Raw genomic sequence first — 16712 nt, 5'->3', positions numbered from 1 at the left:
AATCTTTGCAGTTTTGTCCATCAGCTTTGGGGACCTCCTGTCTTTGTGGGGTTTCGTTAATGTTATACCAGGAGGCTCCCCTTTTATCAATTCTTATCCGATTTCATTACAGGACTGCTCTGATGGTGCTGACACGGACGGCAGCATGGGAATCTACTATCTGAAAATCATATTCGAGATTGAGTTCTGCCTTCCTGCAAATTAGCTCGCGGAGATCTCCATTCGATGATGCCGTCTAAACGATAAAGGATTCATCCCTTCTGCTTGAGGTGCGTGCGTTTTGATTTCCTTCCAGCCATGTAGTATGCTAGTAAGGAGGATCGGAATTTCTTACCTGGCGGTAACGAGAATGCAATATCGGGAGATCAAAGTGACCTCCAAGGGGCAAGTCACCCTGCCCAAATTTATCCGGGAACGTCCCAAAATATCGGAAGGAGACTACTTGCAGGTGGAGCTGCGGGGCGGTGAATTGGTGCTCAGACCCGTTCCCAGACAAAACGAACGGGAACTCCTGCTAGAGTATGCCAAGGAGCACAGTAAGGAGCGGGTTAGCATCGAGGAAATCCAACGGATGTTTTCAGGGCTTCCTTTTTCTATGGTGGAGCGGGTGAGCCGTCTCAGGGAGGAGGAGCCATGAACGGATGAGAACCTTCTTCAATCCCTTACAGGCCGCGCCGTAACTCGGCGGGGAAGGACGAAGTGATCCGTCAGCGGGCAATTGAAGAGGAAAGGAATGGAGGCGTAATCTATATGGAAGTATTTCCAGGAGTCCACTACATCCAGCAGAGTCTCCAATATTATTCCGAATTCACAGCTATGACTTTGCTGTTGAGAGAATTCCCCATCTTGATTGATACCGGTCTGCCCACATCCGTCAACGAAGTCCTAAACCCCTATTTCGCCAAAATCGGCTTTGATCCTCGAGAACTCAGATATGTAGTGAATACTCATTTTCACGGCGACCATATAGGCGGCAATCCTTCCCTGCGACAGGAAAGCTCAGCGAAATTCATGGCTCATCCCGAAGCCGTCAAAATGATAGAGATTCCAAGATTAGGGCGGGCTCCCTGGGAACGCTATTACAGATACTTCCCGGGCAGAAGCAATGATGACAAAACCGCGGGTGAGGCCGTCGAAGCTGAATTTCACATGGATGTCGCCCTCAAAGACAAAGAAATCATCGATTTGGGCGATAGCCAACTTCAGGTGATCTATACACCAGGACATAGCCCCGACTCCATCTGCCTCTATGAAGACAAAACACGGACCCTCTATACGGGAGATAGCATACAGGGAGAAGGCACCCATTCTATGCATATCGCGATGTATGATGACCCCGATATCTATGTGAGCTCCATCAAATCACTTCTTGAATATCCTTTTGAAATAGTGATAGCCGATCATGCTTATAAACCTTACCCCAAGGGAATTCACCATGCAGATACGGCTCGGGAATTTCTTGACAAAAGTCTCACATGTGTAGCCCGGTATCATGAACAGTTCTATGATATTCTCCGAAAAGCTGGCGCGCCGCTAAGCCTGGACAGGGTCGCACTGGAAATGTGCAAGCTTTATGGATATAATGATTTCTCCATCCAGTCACTATTTACCACAGAAGGGCATCTTCGAAAGCTGGTCAGGGAGGGCCACGCCATTGAGTCGGATGGCCGTTTTGTCGCTAAGTGAAGGTTCGAAAATCTTCAGGCTTCTTGAATAAAATGGTCGCGGCGACCCCAATTGCTTCGTGAGAGGTATGACAGGAGATGCAGATGCTCTCTCCGGCGAGCGCGGCCTTGCTGTGAGGCCGCTCTGTGATCCCCAGCCCTTATGAGTATGGCCGGGGATCAATGTCGCCTTCGAGAGCATCGATTCTCCCCGCATAGTGCAGCAGAAGCCGCGTATCGAGAAGGGTCGCCGCGACCTTATGGAAATGCGGCGGAGATCTTCATACTCTCACTTAGGGATTAATTTAAATAGAGCGGGGTGTAGAAATGAAAAATCAGATGGAGATGGAACCTGGGGTAAAAATTGCCGCGCAGATGTCACCCGAGCCCGAACAGGAAGACCTTGAGTTTGTCAAGCAAATGGGAGTCGATTATGTAGTGCTATGGACAAACGGCGATAAGGCCGGCTACGATTATTACGCCAGTCGCCGGGAATTATTTGAGAAGGCCGGTCTCAAGGTTTATGGCTTTGGCAATACCAGTGTACATAACCAGGACGCGATCGTGCTGAATCTACCGAATCGTGACGAAAAGATCGAGGAATACAAGCGGCACATTCGCGCCCTCGGCAAGGCTGGCATCCCCTATACAACATACGCACATATGGGGAACGGCATCTGGAGCACTGAACTTGAAAAGATTCGAGGCGGCGCGGTAGCGCGGGCATTTGATTTGAATAAAGCTCGAGAGGGGCGCTGGGCTGACAGGACCTATCGAATGCCTTTGACGCACGGTCGAAAGTATTCTGAAGAAGAGATCTGGGACAACTTCGCCTATTTCATCAAGGAAGTAGCTCCGGTAGCCGAAGAAGCAGGAGTAAAGATAGGGATTCATCCAGATGATCCGCCGGTGCCAGAGCTTGGGGGCATCCCACGCTGTATCTTCAGCAGTTTCGAGGGTTATAAGAGGGCGCTGGAAATAGCTGATAGTCCGAATGTAGGCATATGCCTATGTGTTGGCTGCTGGCTGGAAGGGGGCGAGTTGATGGGGAAAGATGTCCTGGAGACCATACGCTACTTTGGCGAGAAAGGCAAAATATTCAAGGTGCATTTCCGAAATGTGAGCGCCCCGCTGCCCCATTTTATTGAAACATTCCTGGATAATGGTTATATGGACATGTACAAAGTCATGAAAGCCCTGGTCCAGGTTGGTTTCAATGGTGTGGTCATCCCTGACCATATACCTCGCATGTCCGGCGACCGCCGGTTAGGGACGGCCTATACCATCGGGTATATGAAAGCCCTCATGGAGCGGGCAATGGCTGAAGCCTCGCGGATCACGACCGGCGGCAAATAGAGCGTAATGGCTAGGGGCGGCGCCATTAGAGGGGTGAAAATGATAGCCGTCTTTTTTCAGGCTGGCACTATCTTTCAACTCTAAAATTGGCTATCTATAGTATGCCTGGAGTGCGAATCTTTCTGTCATCATCCCCAGGGAGGATAGCGGCAACAAATTGTTGTCTGCGTCGCACACCTCCCCGGACACCTTGCTGTAGACGCCTGAAACGTCAACACCGCCTGCAATAAGGGAAACAGGGTTATAAGTATGCAAACCATCCATGCTGTAAAGAGGTCATCGAAGCTTGATTACCCGGTATTCCTCAGAATATGGAAGAAAGCGGACAAACTAAAGGAAGATGCTGATTCCCCAAATTGGCGGAGACGATTATCACGATCGTGAGGGAGTTCAGCAGCGGATGAGCCCGGAAGAGGTGATGACGCCTGGGGAAATTTTAAGGAAGGTTTTTCGAGTACCATGCATATGCAGGAGACGGAGGGGACAGATGGTCGTTATATTTTATAGGAAGGTGCAGTCAAGCCATGCATTTCGCTCCCCGCGGGTCCGCGTTGCCTCATGCGAAAATATGCTTGAAAGGGGTCTTTACGGCGCCAATGCGATGTGAGTATAATATAGACAGACTAGACAGATTGGAGGTGTATTCTAATGACCACTGCCTCTGACAATACATGGCAAGTACAAGTGGCCAAGAATAAATTTAGTGAGGTGATTAACAAGGCTCTCAAAGGCGTCCCTCAGTTGATTACAAAAAATGGTAAGCCCGCCGTCTATGTCATCTCCACGAGAGACTATGAAGCGTTGACCCGGAGAAAAAGTCTCAAGAAGCTATTGCTTAATTCCCCTCACAATGATCTGGAGATTCCTATCCAGAGGCAAAAAGACCTGGGGAGGGACATCTCCGTATGAGCTACCTGATCGACACTTGCGTCATATCAGAATTACGTAAGCCTGCTCCTCAAGGCACCGTTTTGTCATGGTTCGACTCCTGTGAGGAAGAGGACATGTATATAAGCTCGCTTAGCATCGGAGAGCTACATTATGGTATCTCCGTTCTTCCTGAAGGGAAAAGGAAGAGCGACTTGCTGGTCTGGTTTGGTCAAGTCTGTGACGCCTTCGCCGACAGAATACTTCCAATAACCACTACCATCTGCATTATCTGGGGAGATATGCGGGCCAGGGCACAAAAGAATGGTAGGGCACTGGCGGTAATTGATGGATTGCTGGCTGCAACTGCACAGGCACACAATCTGATTCTCGTTACACGAAACACTACAGACGTTGAGATGACCGGCGCTCGTGTTCTCAACCCCTGGGGGGATAAAGGTCAACGGCCGGAGTCCTGCGGGCATTCCCGATCGCCCGAAAGTAACCCATGCACGTAAATGAAGCAGCATATCCTCAAGAGAGGGCGCCAGGATTCCCGTCATGCGCTGTATCTCCTGTTCTATATAGGTTGTATTGTCAACTCCTTTATATCATAGGAATGCAGCCTCGTCTGCTTCCTTTTTCTTACTCATGTTGGTTTCCATTTTTCTGGCTTAGGTTTTGCACAACTCAAGCTTATCTCCGCAAATAATCAAAACATATCTTCATTGAGACCTACGGCTCGTACCTTGGATGATCCAACTCGACAGAGATCCATCCATCATAATTCGTTCTCCTCAGGCCCTGGAGCACCGCCTTGACATCCAGTCCGGCGTTTCCAGCCCCCAATTCGGCAAACCGGTTGTGCTGCCAGAAGTTCTCTTGATTGTGGCCGTATGGCTTGAATCCAGCATAGAGATCCTTCGGATGAACGTGCGCCATGCAAGGTGCATGTTAAACGCTACCCGGTCCGGGTTTGAGATCCCCCGCCTCCACCATGGCTTCCAATGGATTGTCCTGTATTATCAGCGGCAGATCCACTCGCCCTCTCCTCCGTGATGACTCCCAGCAGGCGAAAATGATCTCTGTAGCATTTAGCGCATTGCGCGCACAGAGCTCTGATTCGCGACCTTCCTTAAGGGCGCAGACGATGTCTGCAATGGCTCTGTCTATATAATCTGGACCGTGGAGGCCTTCTTCCCCGCAGTCTATAACCTCCCATGAAGTAGATCCCTTTCGCCTGACCCGTAGCACGGGCTGGTCAGGCCCGAATGGCATCGGTCCAACCTCGATGACTCCCTGGCTCCCCACGAGACGGTTGTGGCAGTTGACAAGACCCGCTCCTGGCCCTGTTGAAGCCATCCCGAAAACCCCATTACGGTATTTCCATAGCGCAAAGGCCTGGTTTTCATTATGAGCGCCAAAGACGAGATTTTCTTCCCGATAATCGATCTGTGCGATGACCCATTCGGCTGGGCATTCATTGTTGAAATAGTTGGAGAGATCAAATGAGTGGGACCCGTAATCATAAAGGTTGCCAACCGCGAATTCCACCTTCTCGAGATCTCCGATAACGCCTTCATCGAGCAATGCCTTTGCCTTGCGGAAAGGAGCCCCGAACCTCCTCTGGTGATTGAAAGTGAGCCTCACGCCGCGCCGCTCGCATTCCTGGGCCATGAGCCGGCTTGCGCCCCAGGTATGAGCCATGGGTTTTTCACAATGAATAGCCCGGACGCCCGCCACGGCAGCCGCTATGACCATCTCTGCGTGGAGCCGGGGCCAGGTGCAGACGCTCACTATGTCGAGGTTCTCCTTATGCAGCATCTCATGGTAGTCAGTATAAATTGCGGGTATATCGAATATCTCTGCAAATGCGCGCGCATTTTCTTCAACGATGTCTGCGCAAGCAACTAATTCGCAATCCGCAGGCAGCTTTTTGTAGGCGGCTGCATGCATATGCGCCATCCCATAACCCAGGGGACCGGCCTTGACCGGCTTCTTCCCGGTTCCGATGAAACCTACACGAAAAATCGCCATCCAATCTCATCCTTTCTCCCGCTTATAGCGTTCTCTATCTCAAGACTAGATTGCCGCGACGCGCATCAGAAGAATACTGCGCGGCGATTTTTAGCGTGATCCGGCTATCTCCAAAACCTCTTTGAGGCTCTCGGCTGAAGGACCTGATGGCCGGAATTCCAGTCCCACATAACCCTGATACCCTGATCGTTCTATGTGTTTGAATATATTGCGATAGTTGAGCTCGCCTGTGCCCGGCTCATGCCGCCCTGGCACATCAGCTACATGGAAGTGCCCGATTTTGTCGATGTTCGTCTCGATGGTCGAAATGATATTGCCCTCCATGATCTGCTGGTGATAGATGTCATACAGGATCTTGACGTTAGGGCTCCCTACTTCCCCCACGATCGAAAACGCCTCTTTCGAGGAGGACAGGAAGTATCCGGGGTGGTCGACCAGGGTGTTTAGGGGCTCTAACACTAAAGTGATGCCGCTTGCCTCAACTATTGGGGCAGCCTCCGTCAAGGCCGCAATGATGCTTTCCCTTTGTTCGCCCCGGCTAAGCTCAGGAATCTCATTTCCCGTAGTCACAATAAGAGTCTTTGTCCCAAGCTCTGCTGCAACATCTACAGAGGCCCTGACGGCCTCTAGAAATTCCCCGCGCCTTCGCGGATCAATGATGGGCGCTGTACGTCCCTCTCGTGGACTTATTCCAAAGACCGCTACCTTAATACCTACCTCCTCACATTTTCTCAGGATGCCTGGCAGATCCTTATTATTCCACCCCCAGAATTCAAAGGCCCCAAATCCAAGCTTTGCTACCTGCTCAATCCTCTCTAAGAAAGGAAGGTCAGTAAAGAGCATCTCGATACACGGGGAAAACTTCAGCATCATCTCATCATCCTTTCGCCATACAGAGGCCGCGACTTCAGGCGCAGAGTCCATGAAATCTCCTCTCCGCTTTGAGATCGATTCGACATGCGCCATCACATCCATTCGTTAGAATACAATGCTTATCTGGTGTATTCCTGCTAAATCCCCTAATTCGAAAATCTTTTTCCGGCATCACTCAAAGAATTCTCCTCTGCCAGGTCATTCTGGTCAAAGCCAGCAGGAATTTGTAAAGCGATGTTGAAGTAAAAGAGGGTTGCATATTATGAGACCGCATTCCGTATGATGCAACAAATCGGGCAGGGGAATTGCTTATGGCAGCACAGGTTCTCGGGTCGGTAAAGAAGGCGCTCCAGATATTATCCCTCTTTGCCGAAGGGAAGCCAGAATGGACAGTTACGGATATTGCGAAGGCATTAAATCTGCAGAAGAGCACGGTCTGCCGTTTGCTTTCCACAATGGAGACGGAAGGGTTTATCCGAAAGAGCGACGAAGGTCGGGGGTACTGTCTAGGCCTGAAACTCTTCGAGCTAGGGAGCGTGGTTTTACAGAATCTGGACTTACGGAATGTGGCTATGCCATACATCAACCGGTTATCGGAATTAACCGGGGAGACGGTTCACCTTGGCATACTCAGCAACGATCAGGTTCTTTCCATCGAGTCCCACGGGTCAAGGTACAGCCTTAAGCCGGTCATAATGATCGGGAGAAGCGCGCCACTATATTGCACCGGCGTGGGAAAGGCGTTACTTGCCTTTCAACCTCCAGAAGTAATTGAATCTTTCCTCACAAGAGTGAAACTGGAACGGCAGACTCCGAACACCATTACCGATAAAGATAGGTTGCTGGCGGAGCTGGAAGCAATACGCAGTCAGGGATATGCCCTCGATAACATGGAGAATGAGCTAGGTGTGCGCTGCGTTGCCGCCCCTATTTTCGATTATTCGGGGCGGGTAGTTGCTTCGATGAGTATCTCAGGTCCAAGTATTCGCATTACAGAAGAGCGCATACCGGAATTAGCTGAGCAGATTAAGGCTACGACGCGCGAGATATCACGCAGGCTGGGAGCGCCCAATCATAATGGGCAAAACGCATGAGGGGGGCTTGGTCATGGCTCAATCGAAATTCGGGCGGCTGATCATTCCGCTCGTAGTCCCATTCAAAGAAAATGAAGACATTGACTTCGATAAGCTTGAAAATCTGATCAAGGTGCAGCTTTCATCCGGCTTTTGCGATTCACTTATCATCGGAGGGACAACCTCGGAATTCCCTGCATTGTCTTATGATGAGCGGGCGGAGATCATCGAATTCGTGGTCAGGACTGTTGGTAAACGAGTGCCGGTCATAGCAGGCACTGGTTTCGCCTCGACGCGAGAAACAATCAAGTTGACACAGAAAGCAGAGGAAATTGGTGTAGATATGGCCATGATCGTGGGGCCTTATTACCAGCGGCCAAATCAGGAAGGTATCTACCAGCACTATAAGGCGGTTGCAGAGGCGACCAATCTGCCAATCATGCTTTACAACATCCCGTTCTTCGACGGGGTAAACATCACGCCAGCTACCTTCAAACGACTGGCTAAAATATCAAATATCATTGCCATCAAGGAAGAAGCATCCCTAAATCCAACCCAGATCACGCAATATATTCACGATGCCCCCGACACTTTCCTGTTTTATGATGGGGATGATAGCATGATCCTGCCTGTATTGATTCAAGGCGCAATCGGTGTAGTGTCAGGCGGCGCCCTGGTCATCGGCAAATATATAAGGAAGATGCTAGATTCATACTTCGACGGGGACCTTGAGATGGCGAAAAACCTGCACCACAAGATCGCGCCATTCTTCAGCCGGGTATTTGGTTTACGCGAGAACCCCATTCCGGCTCTGAAAGAAGCGCTAAAACAAGTCGGAGTGGATGCAGGCTGCTGCCGGCGACCGTTAATGGGTTGTACAGACGAGGAAAAAAAGATAATACATGACGTGCTGTCAGAACTGGAGCTGGTGTAGCTCCAGACTATTCCAAGAGCGAGAATCCGGGAATTTGGGAAGGGAGACGCAAAACCATGTTTGATCGCAACCGATATGGAAGAATCCTTGTGCCAATGGTGACCCCATTCAAAGAGGACCAAAGCGTTGATTATGAGGCAGCTGTAGGTGTTGCAGAGAAGCTGATCGAAGACAATAAGGCGGATTCCATTATACTATCGGGGACAACCGGCGAGTTTCATGCGATGACATTTGAGGAAAGGGTCAGGCTTTTCGAAGTCATCAAGGAAGCGGTCGGGGACAGGATCCCGCTAGTCGCCGGCATTGGTTCTGCATCGACTATCGAGACAATCGCGCTGGCCAGGAAGGCGGAAGAACTGGGCTATGAGCTCTTAATGGCGGTATCGCCCTACTACACCAGGCCGACGCAAAGAGAGCTTTATAATCACTTCAAAATGGTAGCGGAATCTGTCAGTGTGCCTATCCTGCTTTACAATATCCCGATTTTTACAGGTGTAAACCTTAACCCGGAAACAGTTGCCAGTTTGGCTGCCATTGCCAATATCGTGGGTATCAAAGAAGAAGCTGAGTTAAATCCCAAACAGATCACGGCCTTTATTAATGCCACCCCGGACGATTTTGTTATATACTGCGGTGACGACACGATGGTCTTGGAGGCATTTGCTCAGGGCGGTGAGAAGCGCATTGGGGGAATAGTCAGTGGCGCATCTCATTTGATCGGTGATCAGATGCGGAATATGATAGATCTATTTCTTGCCGGCAATGTCAAGGAAGCAGCGGAAATGCAGCAGAAGTTCTTCCGGTTGTTCAGGGTTATGGGCCAGAATGGCCGCACAAATCCTGTATCTCTTATAAAAGAAGCTATGAAAATGATTGGTTATAATGCCGGAATTCCAAGACTGCCGCTAACTCCCGGCACTGAGGAAGAAAAGGCAAACATCAGGAGAGTCATGGAATCGCTGGGGCTTCTTTAGGATTCGACAAAAACCCGGACTATGCAGACTATGATTGACCTGATGTCGATAGATACTGGAGGCAAGGGACTATGTTGTCTCAGGTTTTGCGTACGGCACCAATTCGTTATATCGCTCAATCCGGAGCCATCAAGCATTTTCTTCCCTGTTACCTAAAAGACGTCCACGTCTTGGTCGTTGCTGGGAGAACGGCATGGGAAAGGGCCGGGGATGTGATGCAGCAGGCTCTTAGTGCAGGAAACTGCAGCTTTCACCTTATACATGCTGGCCAGCAGTGTTATTGGCAGTTGGCCGAGGAGTTGGCGGACCAGGCGAAAGACTTGGATGCTTCATGGGTCGTGGGGGTTGGCGGCGGAAAGATAATGGACCTGGCAAAACTGGTGGGAGAAATCGCCGCCTTGCCGGTCGCGCTTATACCAACGACACCGACTACATGTGCATGCTGGACTTCGCTATCCGTCGTTTATGACTCGGAAGGAAAAAATCCGGCGTCAAGTGAACTACAACATAGTCCCGATCTTACGCTGGTGGACTTTGAGATTCTTGCCAGCGCGCCGGCCCGACACCTGGCTGCTGGTATACTTGATGCCTTGGCAAAATGGTATGAGATCTCGTCGTTGGTAGATACTACGGATAGACACCATCCCTCTATCTGGACTGCCCTAAACAACGCAAAGCTTTGCCGGGATTTGCTCTTTGAGCGCGGCCCAAAGGCGGTGTCTGAACTGGGACAGGGACAGATGACTGAGACGGTAGAACAGGCCATCTGGGTGAGTATGGCCCTCCCCGGCATTGCTAGTGGAATGGTTACTGACCGGTACAAGTTTTCTATAGCCCATGCCTTTTATAACCATTTAACTCGAATCGAGAATGCACGCAAGACAAGTCTACACGGAGAACAGGTAGCCTTTGGCATAGTCATTCAAATGCTGTTAATGAATCCGGTGCATTCCGAAATAAATGATTTCCTGAGATTATGCATGGGAATGAATGCACCGATGACATTAAATGGCCTAGGACTTCATGAGGACGACTACCCTCTTTTGGATGAAGTGATATCAGGTATCCTTAGCGAACCCGGTATCGCGAATCTCCCATTCAGCACTAGTAAGGCGAGTCTATGGGCTGCAGTTCAAGAGGCTGATCGCCGGGGGCGAATCTCAAGGCAGAATGCCCATATCTAGTGCATGGTCGCAGTTTCTTATCCCATTTCTGCTCTTAGACAAAGAAAAAAGCTACCCTGTCTCAGTGGGGATTTTGATGGCGCAGGGAACATATCAGGAAATAAGCATCCAACTGGTAGCAGCTGCGAGTGCCATGGCCTTGCTACCAGCCATTCTGATGGTTTTATTCATGCAGAAGTTCATCATAAAGGCATTAGTGGCTGGCGCTATCAAAGGTTAAAAAGATCATCCGCAGCACGACAGAAATAACAAATTCCTGGTAGTAGATCATATTACTGGGAGGATAGATCAAAATGTATTTCATTGACGGACGAATTCAGCGCTTCCTGAACGACATTGCAGGGCTAATTTATACTGACACCGAGGAGATCAGGAATTGGCAGATCAGACATGGCGAGATCCCGAAGAATGTTGACCTAGGAATCTGCTCGGAAACCCTACCAAAGAAGCTATATCCCACAATATATAGAGGTCGTCAGAGTTTTCGAGCAATCTCCTAGGTTCTGGCCATCGGAGAGTAGAGCCTGGTAGGATTTTCGGCACTTGAGAGCAGATGCTGCCGAAATTCCAGCCACTTCCGCGTCCAAACTGGCCAAAATCTCGCCACTCCAGGCCAATATATGCTACAAAATCCCTTATTATGGATAATCATAACCTATAATCTTCCAATTTGAGGGCAAGGTGGCGAGAAATCTGCCGGCACGGACCAGAGGCCGACGAAATCTTGGCCACCTTTGAGAAAAACCTGCCTAAATTCTAGCTAGCTCAAGATGAGATAGACCCAGACTTTTCCAAAATCATCCCAACCTGACGGGAATGTCGCCACCTTGGCGGGGAAGCTGACGGATTTTTAGCCACTTCCGTGCGGGACCTGCCTACAGTCTCGTCACCCTCGGTCTAAGCTGACGAATTCTCAGTCACTTCCGCGCGCAACCTGCCCAGAGACTCGCCACCATCGGTCTAGGGTGACCGAAAACTCGTCACCAGCGGTTTGGGATGACCAATAACTCGCCACCCACCTTAGAGATCTGGCCAAGAGCTTGTCACCCGTGCTTTTAGGTGGAGATAATGTAGTCGCCACATATATTTCTCGGTTTTTATCATCCAAGAAGAAGGATTTTGAGCCTCCCTGTAGAAATAGATCATCAACAACTTAATCAATCAGTTTTACAATCACTTTATAGCCTCTTTTACAGATAAATGTAAATTGAACGAGCCGAGTTTTCGAGTTTACTACTAGATACCATTACCGACAATTGGCAAGACTACACTACTGGCACTCCTTGGAGCGGGTCGGCTTCAGGTAAATATGCTCTTTTCCGCACCAAGATAGAGATACCGGCCAGGTTTGACAAGAAGAAAGTGGTGTTAAGGGTCCGCACAAATAAGACAGGCTGGTTGGCGCTCAATCCCCAGATGCTGCTGTATCTTGATGGAAAGGAATATCAAGCATTCGATACCAACCATCAGGAAGCATTGCTCTCCAACAGCGCCTCCGGGGGAAGAATCTATGATGTGATGATTTACGTCTTTAGTGGCTTGAAGCGAAGCTATAACTTCGTAGATGATGGCAATGACGTCACATTCTTTGCCGAATTGCGAACGGTAGATCCCTTGATCGAAGACTTTTACTACAATATCAGAGTCCCGTTCCAAGTGATTTCATATCTGCCAGAGGACACTATAGAGAGAATCAAGCTACTATCTATTTTGAATGACACCATTAACAAAGTCGACTTGCGAGTTGCTTATTCGGCTGAATTCTATGCCACCTTACGGGAAGCAAATGACTATATCAAGGAGAGGCTCTACGCCAGTCCTGAACACCTAGATGCCATAGTTACTTGTCTGGGCCATACGCACATAGATGTGGCCTGGCTGTGGCAGTATTCACATACCCGCGAAAAGGCAGTTCGCAGTTTTTCTACCGCGCTGAGACTTATGGATGAATATCCTGAATTCATATTCATGTCCAGCCAACCCCAGCTCTACGAATTCGTAAAAGAAGACCATCCTGCGGTTTTCAATGAGATCAAAAAAAGAGTAAAAGAGGGCCGCTGGGAACCAGAAGGCGGAATGTGGGTAGAATCAGACCCTCTATAGCCCGCATTTCTACAACGGCCTGCCCGACCAGGGAGACATCATTGAATCTTGGAGGCAGTATCAGCAAAAGGACATTAACAACGATATTATACTGCCCTACGGTTATGGCGATGGTGGCGGCGGCGTCACCAGAGAGATGATTGAGACAATTCGCAGGTATGAGCATGGGCTGCCTGGCGCTCCAGTAGCGAGACCCGGTAAGGCTAGAGCCTTTTTTGATGAGCTAAACGAGCGAGTCAAGGGCAACAAGCGGCTGCCTAGATGGGTAGGGGAACTATATTATGAGGTGCATCGAGGCACATATACTTCTATTGCCAAAAATAAACGAAACAACCGGAAGGCCGAATTCCTTTATACCACGGCAGAGTGGATTTCATCGTTAAATCGCGCCTTGTTTGACGCAAATTATCCAGCCGAGGAACTGAATAGTGGCTGGCGGAAGATCCTGCTAAACCAATTCCATGACGTGTTACCGGGGTCTTCCATAAAGCAAGTATATGAAGATACGGATGAGATCTATCGGCAGATCTTCGCTACCGGGAAGAAGATCCTGTCCGAAGGTCTGGAGCGCATAGCCTCCGCTGTGAATGTCGGCCAGAGATCCCTCATAGTCTTCAATCCCAATTCATTCCCGGGATGCGGCCTTGTTGAATTCTCATATCCCTTTGGTGAAGAAGCCATTCAATTACAGTCGGCTGATGGACGCCTTTTCCCATGCCAGAAGATCACGGGCGATAACGGTCGTTATGTAGCGTATGTCACCGGCGTCGCCCCTAAAGGTTACACTGCATTCAAGCTCGTTACTGCCGAGCCCGCGGGAGATAACCTGCAACTGAGAGTAAATAAAGAACGGCTGGAAAACAGCTACTTCCGGATCGAGCTTGATGAACACGGCCACTTTACCAGTATAATTGACAAGAGAGTCGGCCGGGAAGTGCTGAAAGCCGGAGAAAGAGGCAATGTAATTCAGGCCTTTGAGGATAAGCCGCGGAGGGAAGACAACTGGAATCTTGACATCTACTATAGCGAAAAAATGTGGGAGGTCGATGACGTAGAGAGTGTCGAGGTTCTGGAAAATGGCCCGGTGAGCGGCATCCTGCGCATAACCAGGAAATTCCTATCATCTAGTATCGTTCAAGATATAATCATATACAATGATATTCCACGAATAGACTTCAACACAACGGTGGATTGGAAGGAAAAAGACATCGTGCTAAAGGTATCCTTCCCTGTGGATATCAATGCCACCAAGGCTACCTACGAAATCCAGTTTGGCCATATCGAGCGAAGCACGCACTTCAATACCTCATGGGACATTGCCCAATTTGAAGTCTGCGGGCACAAATGGGCTGATTTGTCGGAGGATGGCTACGGGGTCAGCTTGATGAATGACTGCAAATACGGTTATGACATCAAAGATGGCCATATGAGGCTTACCCTTTTGCGCAGCGGCACAGTTCCCAACCCAGCCGCTGATAAGGAAGTCCATCATTTCATCTATTCGCTTTATCCGCATATCGGCGACTGGCGAGAAGGCGGCACCGTTGCCCAGGCTTACGACTTGAATAACCCGTTGATTGGTAAAGTCGTCGAAAGGCAAGGTGGCAACCTGCCGCAGACCCTATCGATGATCAGCGTAGACCGGGAAAATGTCGTCATTGAGGCGATCAAGAAGGCAGAAGATGAAGATGCCACGATTATCCGAGTATACGAAGCATATAACCGGAGGACCAATGCGACGATCCGCCTGTATAGGGAGATAAAGCAGGTCACAGAATGCGACTTGATGGAAAAGGATCTTCCAGAGGAATCAAGGCAGCTAAAGTGCAGCGGCCAAGAATTCGCATTCACCATCAGGCCGCTGGAGATTAAGACTTTCAAGGTTGTATGGGCTGACTGAGCTGAGCCAACCGCAGGCCTTCAGGCTTTAGTCCATGCGGACTATTACTGATAGATAGTCTGAGACGCGGATGGTTCGGAATCCCATGGGGAAACACAGGCTCACAGATGGGCCCAGCCGCCGGGGGAGTTTTCATCCGCATGAGTATGGCGCTGCCCCGGCGGCGCCGGAGCCCACTCTGGTCATCGTCTGATTCTAAACCTATCTTCGCTTACGATGACTAGGGCCCCCTTGATTCGATCGAGATTCATTCTTTGCAGAAAAATCTCTAGTGCCTTATCAACTCTGGACGGTACTGCCGGTTTAACGCGGATTATGACAATCCCGGGGCACTCTGACGGGGGAAAGAGGGATATATTTGAAAAGTGTAAATCCAATGTAAGAAGGATTCTATCCTCATCTTTTGCAAGGTCAAATAACTTCCGGTCAGTCATCCCTGATAATCCCAATTCCTTTACATCCTTCGCATCAAATCCACGGGATCGGAGGAGCTTGAGCGTGGAAGGGAATATATTCTCGTCACATAGAAACCTAGCCATTACTCGCAGCCCTATATACTTCCTCAATCTCCCCGGCTCGGCATAAGGTAGAAGCATAGGCAATGCATGCCTTTATATCATCTACAGTAAGATGAGGATAGATTCTGAGGATATCCTCAAACGAATATCTCTCTGCAAGTAAGTCCAATATCAAGTAAACCGCTATCCTTGTACCCTTTATTACCGGTTTCCCCCCAAGAATCTCTGGATCGCACATTATACGCTCCATCCCTGTTCACCCCTGCTATAGCGATGCTGTTTGCTCCTAGAGAGCTCACCATTATTATACCCTCAATTCATAATATTTACCAGCATATCATGATCGGAAGGACGTATGATCTCTTTGTGATCCGAATAAGGAAGCCCATGGCAGCATAGAAAGGATATTACCATATGATGGCCTCTAGCCACCGAATCATATACTTCCATATAGAACGGCCTCAAAGAAATCTATTTTGGTTAGGACGGTACGCGGAGTGTCCAGAATCCGGACAGGTTGTTGGTGAAACTGCCAGGATTTTGAACAGGTTCTTGACGTCATCTGGGGCAGGATGAGCCACCTGTATAAAGATCAGACAGATTTCCGATGGAATTGTCGGGAGGTCCCCGCGCCCCATGTCTCGCTCCAGATTCGTCGTTGAGGTGATCGAGAGCGCTCTCAAACGGCGACGCTGCTTTGATGCGGTGAAAGGGCTGCAAGATATGCTACCGGCGGACGATGTCCCCCACTGGAGAGATGATGCGTCCATCGATAAGTGGTTATCGGACAACCGGAACGCCGATAGAAAGGCATCAGAGGAGAAATGGGAAATATAGGCTATTTGCTTGATACGACTGTCTTAATTGATATCTCCAGGGGAAATCAACAGGTCACAGACTGGTTGTTGTCGCTTATTGATGGAGAAGAGGATGTAGCCACTTCGGTCATAGTGATAGCTGAGTACATTTCGGGCATCCCTCCTGATAAGAAGGATCGGGCAAAAGAGTATCTATCGGCATTCGACATCCTGCCGATTACGTTTGAGGATGCCACCTGTGCCGGAGGAATAAGGTGGGAGTATGCACGTAAGGGCACTATGCTCGCCCTAGCTGATGCCTTGCACGGAGCCATTGCCATGCGAAAAGGTCTCACTGTAGCGACTTCAAACCCAAGGCATTTCCCATTTGTCACCACTTTCGATCCGCGCCAGTCGTAGCGCTGAAATCGT

General features: G+C 49.5%; 19 protein-coding genes. 14 read left to right on the top strand and 5 right to left on the bottom strand.

The window, feature by feature from the left end; all coding sequences use genetic code 11:
- The first annotated feature begins 349 nt into the window (after nt 1–349).
- The 5 genes from HPY52_09020 (at nt 350) to HPY52_09000 (ending at nt 4405) form a co-directional block, all read left to right on the top strand.
- Complete coding sequence (locus HPY52_09020) at nt 350–637, top strand: AbrB/MazE/SpoVT family DNA-binding domain-containing protein (GenBank protein ID NPV80403.1); 288 nt, start codon at nt 350–352, stop codon at nt 635–637.
- 62 nt (nt 638–699) lie between these two features.
- Nucleotides 700–1686 carry an MBL fold metallo-hydrolase gene (locus HPY52_09015; protein NPV80402.1) on the top strand — a complete coding sequence of 329 codons (987 nt, stop codon included), beginning with the start codon at nt 700–702 and terminating at the stop codon, nt 1684–1686.
- A gap of 305 nt (nt 1687–1991) precedes the next feature.
- Nucleotides 1992–3020 carry a TIM barrel protein gene (locus HPY52_09010; GenBank protein NPV80401.1) on the top strand — a complete coding sequence of 343 codons (1029 nt, stop codon included), beginning with the start codon at nt 1992–1994 and terminating at the stop codon, nt 3018–3020.
- Nucleotides 3021–3668: 648 nt separating this feature from the next.
- Entirely contained in the window at nt 3669–3929 is a 261-nt protein-coding gene (locus HPY52_09005) for a type II toxin-antitoxin system Phd/YefM family antitoxin (protein ID NPV80400.1), read from the top strand.
- Entirely contained in the window at nt 3926–4405 is a 480-nt protein-coding gene (locus HPY52_09000) for a type II toxin-antitoxin system VapC family toxin (protein ID NPV80399.1), read from the top strand. The genes HPY52_09005 and HPY52_09000 overlap by 4 nt, the downstream gene beginning before the upstream one ends.
- A 217-nt stretch (nt 4406–4622) precedes the next feature.
- Here the strand turns inward: HPY52_09000 and HPY52_08995 are convergent, their stop codons facing one another.
- The 3 genes from HPY52_08995 to HPY52_08985 all read right to left on the bottom strand — a co-directional run bounded on the left by HPY52_08995 (nt 4623) and on the right by HPY52_08985 (nt 6794).
- Nucleotides 4623–4829, bottom strand: coding sequence for a hypothetical protein (locus HPY52_08995; protein NPV80398.1), 207 nt, complete (start codon nt 4827–4829; stop codon nt 4623–4625).
- A 12-nt stretch (nt 4830–4841) separates the two neighbouring features.
- Nucleotides 4842–5924, bottom strand: coding sequence for a Gfo/Idh/MocA family oxidoreductase (locus tag HPY52_08990; protein ID NPV80397.1), 1083 nt, complete (start codon nt 5922–5924; stop codon nt 4842–4844).
- A gap of 90 nt (nt 5925–6014) precedes the next feature.
- Nucleotides 6015–6794, bottom strand: coding sequence for a TIM barrel protein (locus tag HPY52_08985; GenBank protein ID NPV80396.1), 780 nt, complete (start codon nt 6792–6794; stop codon nt 6015–6017).
- A gap of 314 nt (nt 6795–7108) precedes the next feature.
- On the opposite strand from HPY52_08985, the gene HPY52_08980 reads away from it, so the two are divergent.
- The 7 genes from HPY52_08980 to HPY52_08950 all read left to right on the top strand — a co-directional run bounded on the left by HPY52_08980 (nt 7109) and on the right by HPY52_08950 (nt 14965).
- Nucleotides 7109–7891, top strand: a complete 783-nt coding sequence (locus HPY52_08980) for an IclR family transcriptional regulator (GenBank protein NPV80395.1) — start codon at nt 7109–7111, stop codon at nt 7889–7891.
- Between the two features lie 13 nt (nt 7892–7904).
- Nucleotides 7905–8804 (top strand): 4-hydroxy-tetrahydrodipicolinate synthase, encoded by a 900-nt coding sequence (gene dapA, locus HPY52_08975; protein ID NPV80394.1) that lies wholly within the window; start codon nt 7905–7907, stop codon nt 8802–8804.
- 56 nt (nt 8805–8860) lie between these two features.
- Nucleotides 8861–9778, top strand: a complete 918-nt coding sequence (dapA, locus tag HPY52_08970; GenBank protein NPV80393.1) for a 4-hydroxy-tetrahydrodipicolinate synthase — start codon at nt 8861–8863, stop codon at nt 9776–9778.
- 71 nt (nt 9779–9849) lie between these two features.
- Nucleotides 9850–10962, top strand: a complete 1113-nt coding sequence (locus HPY52_08965; GenBank protein NPV80392.1) for an iron-containing alcohol dehydrogenase — start codon at nt 9850–9852, stop codon at nt 10960–10962.
- Entirely contained in the window at nt 10949–11182 is a 234-nt protein-coding gene (locus HPY52_08960; protein NPV80391.1) for a hypothetical protein, read from the top strand. Before HPY52_08965 ends, HPY52_08960 begins: the two co-directional genes overlap by 14 nt.
- A 1142-nt stretch (nt 11183–12324) precedes the next feature.
- Nucleotides 12325–13065, top strand: a complete 741-nt coding sequence (locus HPY52_08955) for a hypothetical protein (protein ID NPV80390.1) — start codon at nt 12325–12327, stop codon at nt 13063–13065.
- 136 nt (nt 13066–13201) lie between these two features.
- Nucleotides 13202–14965, top strand: a complete 1764-nt coding sequence (locus HPY52_08950; protein NPV80389.1) for an alpha-mannosidase — start codon at nt 13202–13204, stop codon at nt 14963–14965.
- A gap of 182 nt (nt 14966–15147) precedes the next feature.
- Here the strand turns inward: HPY52_08950 and HPY52_08945 are convergent, their stop codons facing one another.
- On the bottom strand, nt 15148–15504 hold the full coding sequence (locus HPY52_08945) for a DUF5615 family PIN-like protein (GenBank protein NPV80388.1): 357 nt from the start codon (nt 15502–15504) through the stop codon (nt 15148–15150).
- Complete coding sequence (locus tag HPY52_08940; protein ID NPV80387.1) at nt 15497–15733, bottom strand: DUF433 domain-containing protein; 237 nt, start codon at nt 15731–15733, stop codon at nt 15497–15499. Before HPY52_08940 ends, HPY52_08945 begins: the two co-directional genes overlap by 8 nt.
- A gap of 386 nt (nt 15734–16119) precedes the next feature.
- Between HPY52_08940 and HPY52_08935 the strand changes: the two genes are divergently transcribed.
- Nucleotides 16120–16320, top strand: coding sequence for a hypothetical protein (locus tag HPY52_08935; protein NPV80386.1), 201 nt, complete (start codon nt 16120–16122; stop codon nt 16318–16320).
- Complete coding sequence (locus tag HPY52_08930) at nt 16308–16700, top strand: type II toxin-antitoxin system VapC family toxin (GenBank protein ID NPV80385.1); 393 nt, start codon at nt 16308–16310, stop codon at nt 16698–16700. Before HPY52_08935 ends, HPY52_08930 begins: the two co-directional genes overlap by 13 nt.
- The last annotated feature ends 12 nt before the right edge of the window (nt 16701–16712 follow it).

This window comes from Bacillota bacterium, from assembly GCA_013178415.1.
Taxonomy (GTDB): domain Bacteria; phylum Bacillota; class SHA-98; order Ch115; family Ch115; genus Ch115.
Note: the sequence above shows the minus strand (reverse complement) of the source record. Positions and strands in the feature narration are given on the sequence as shown.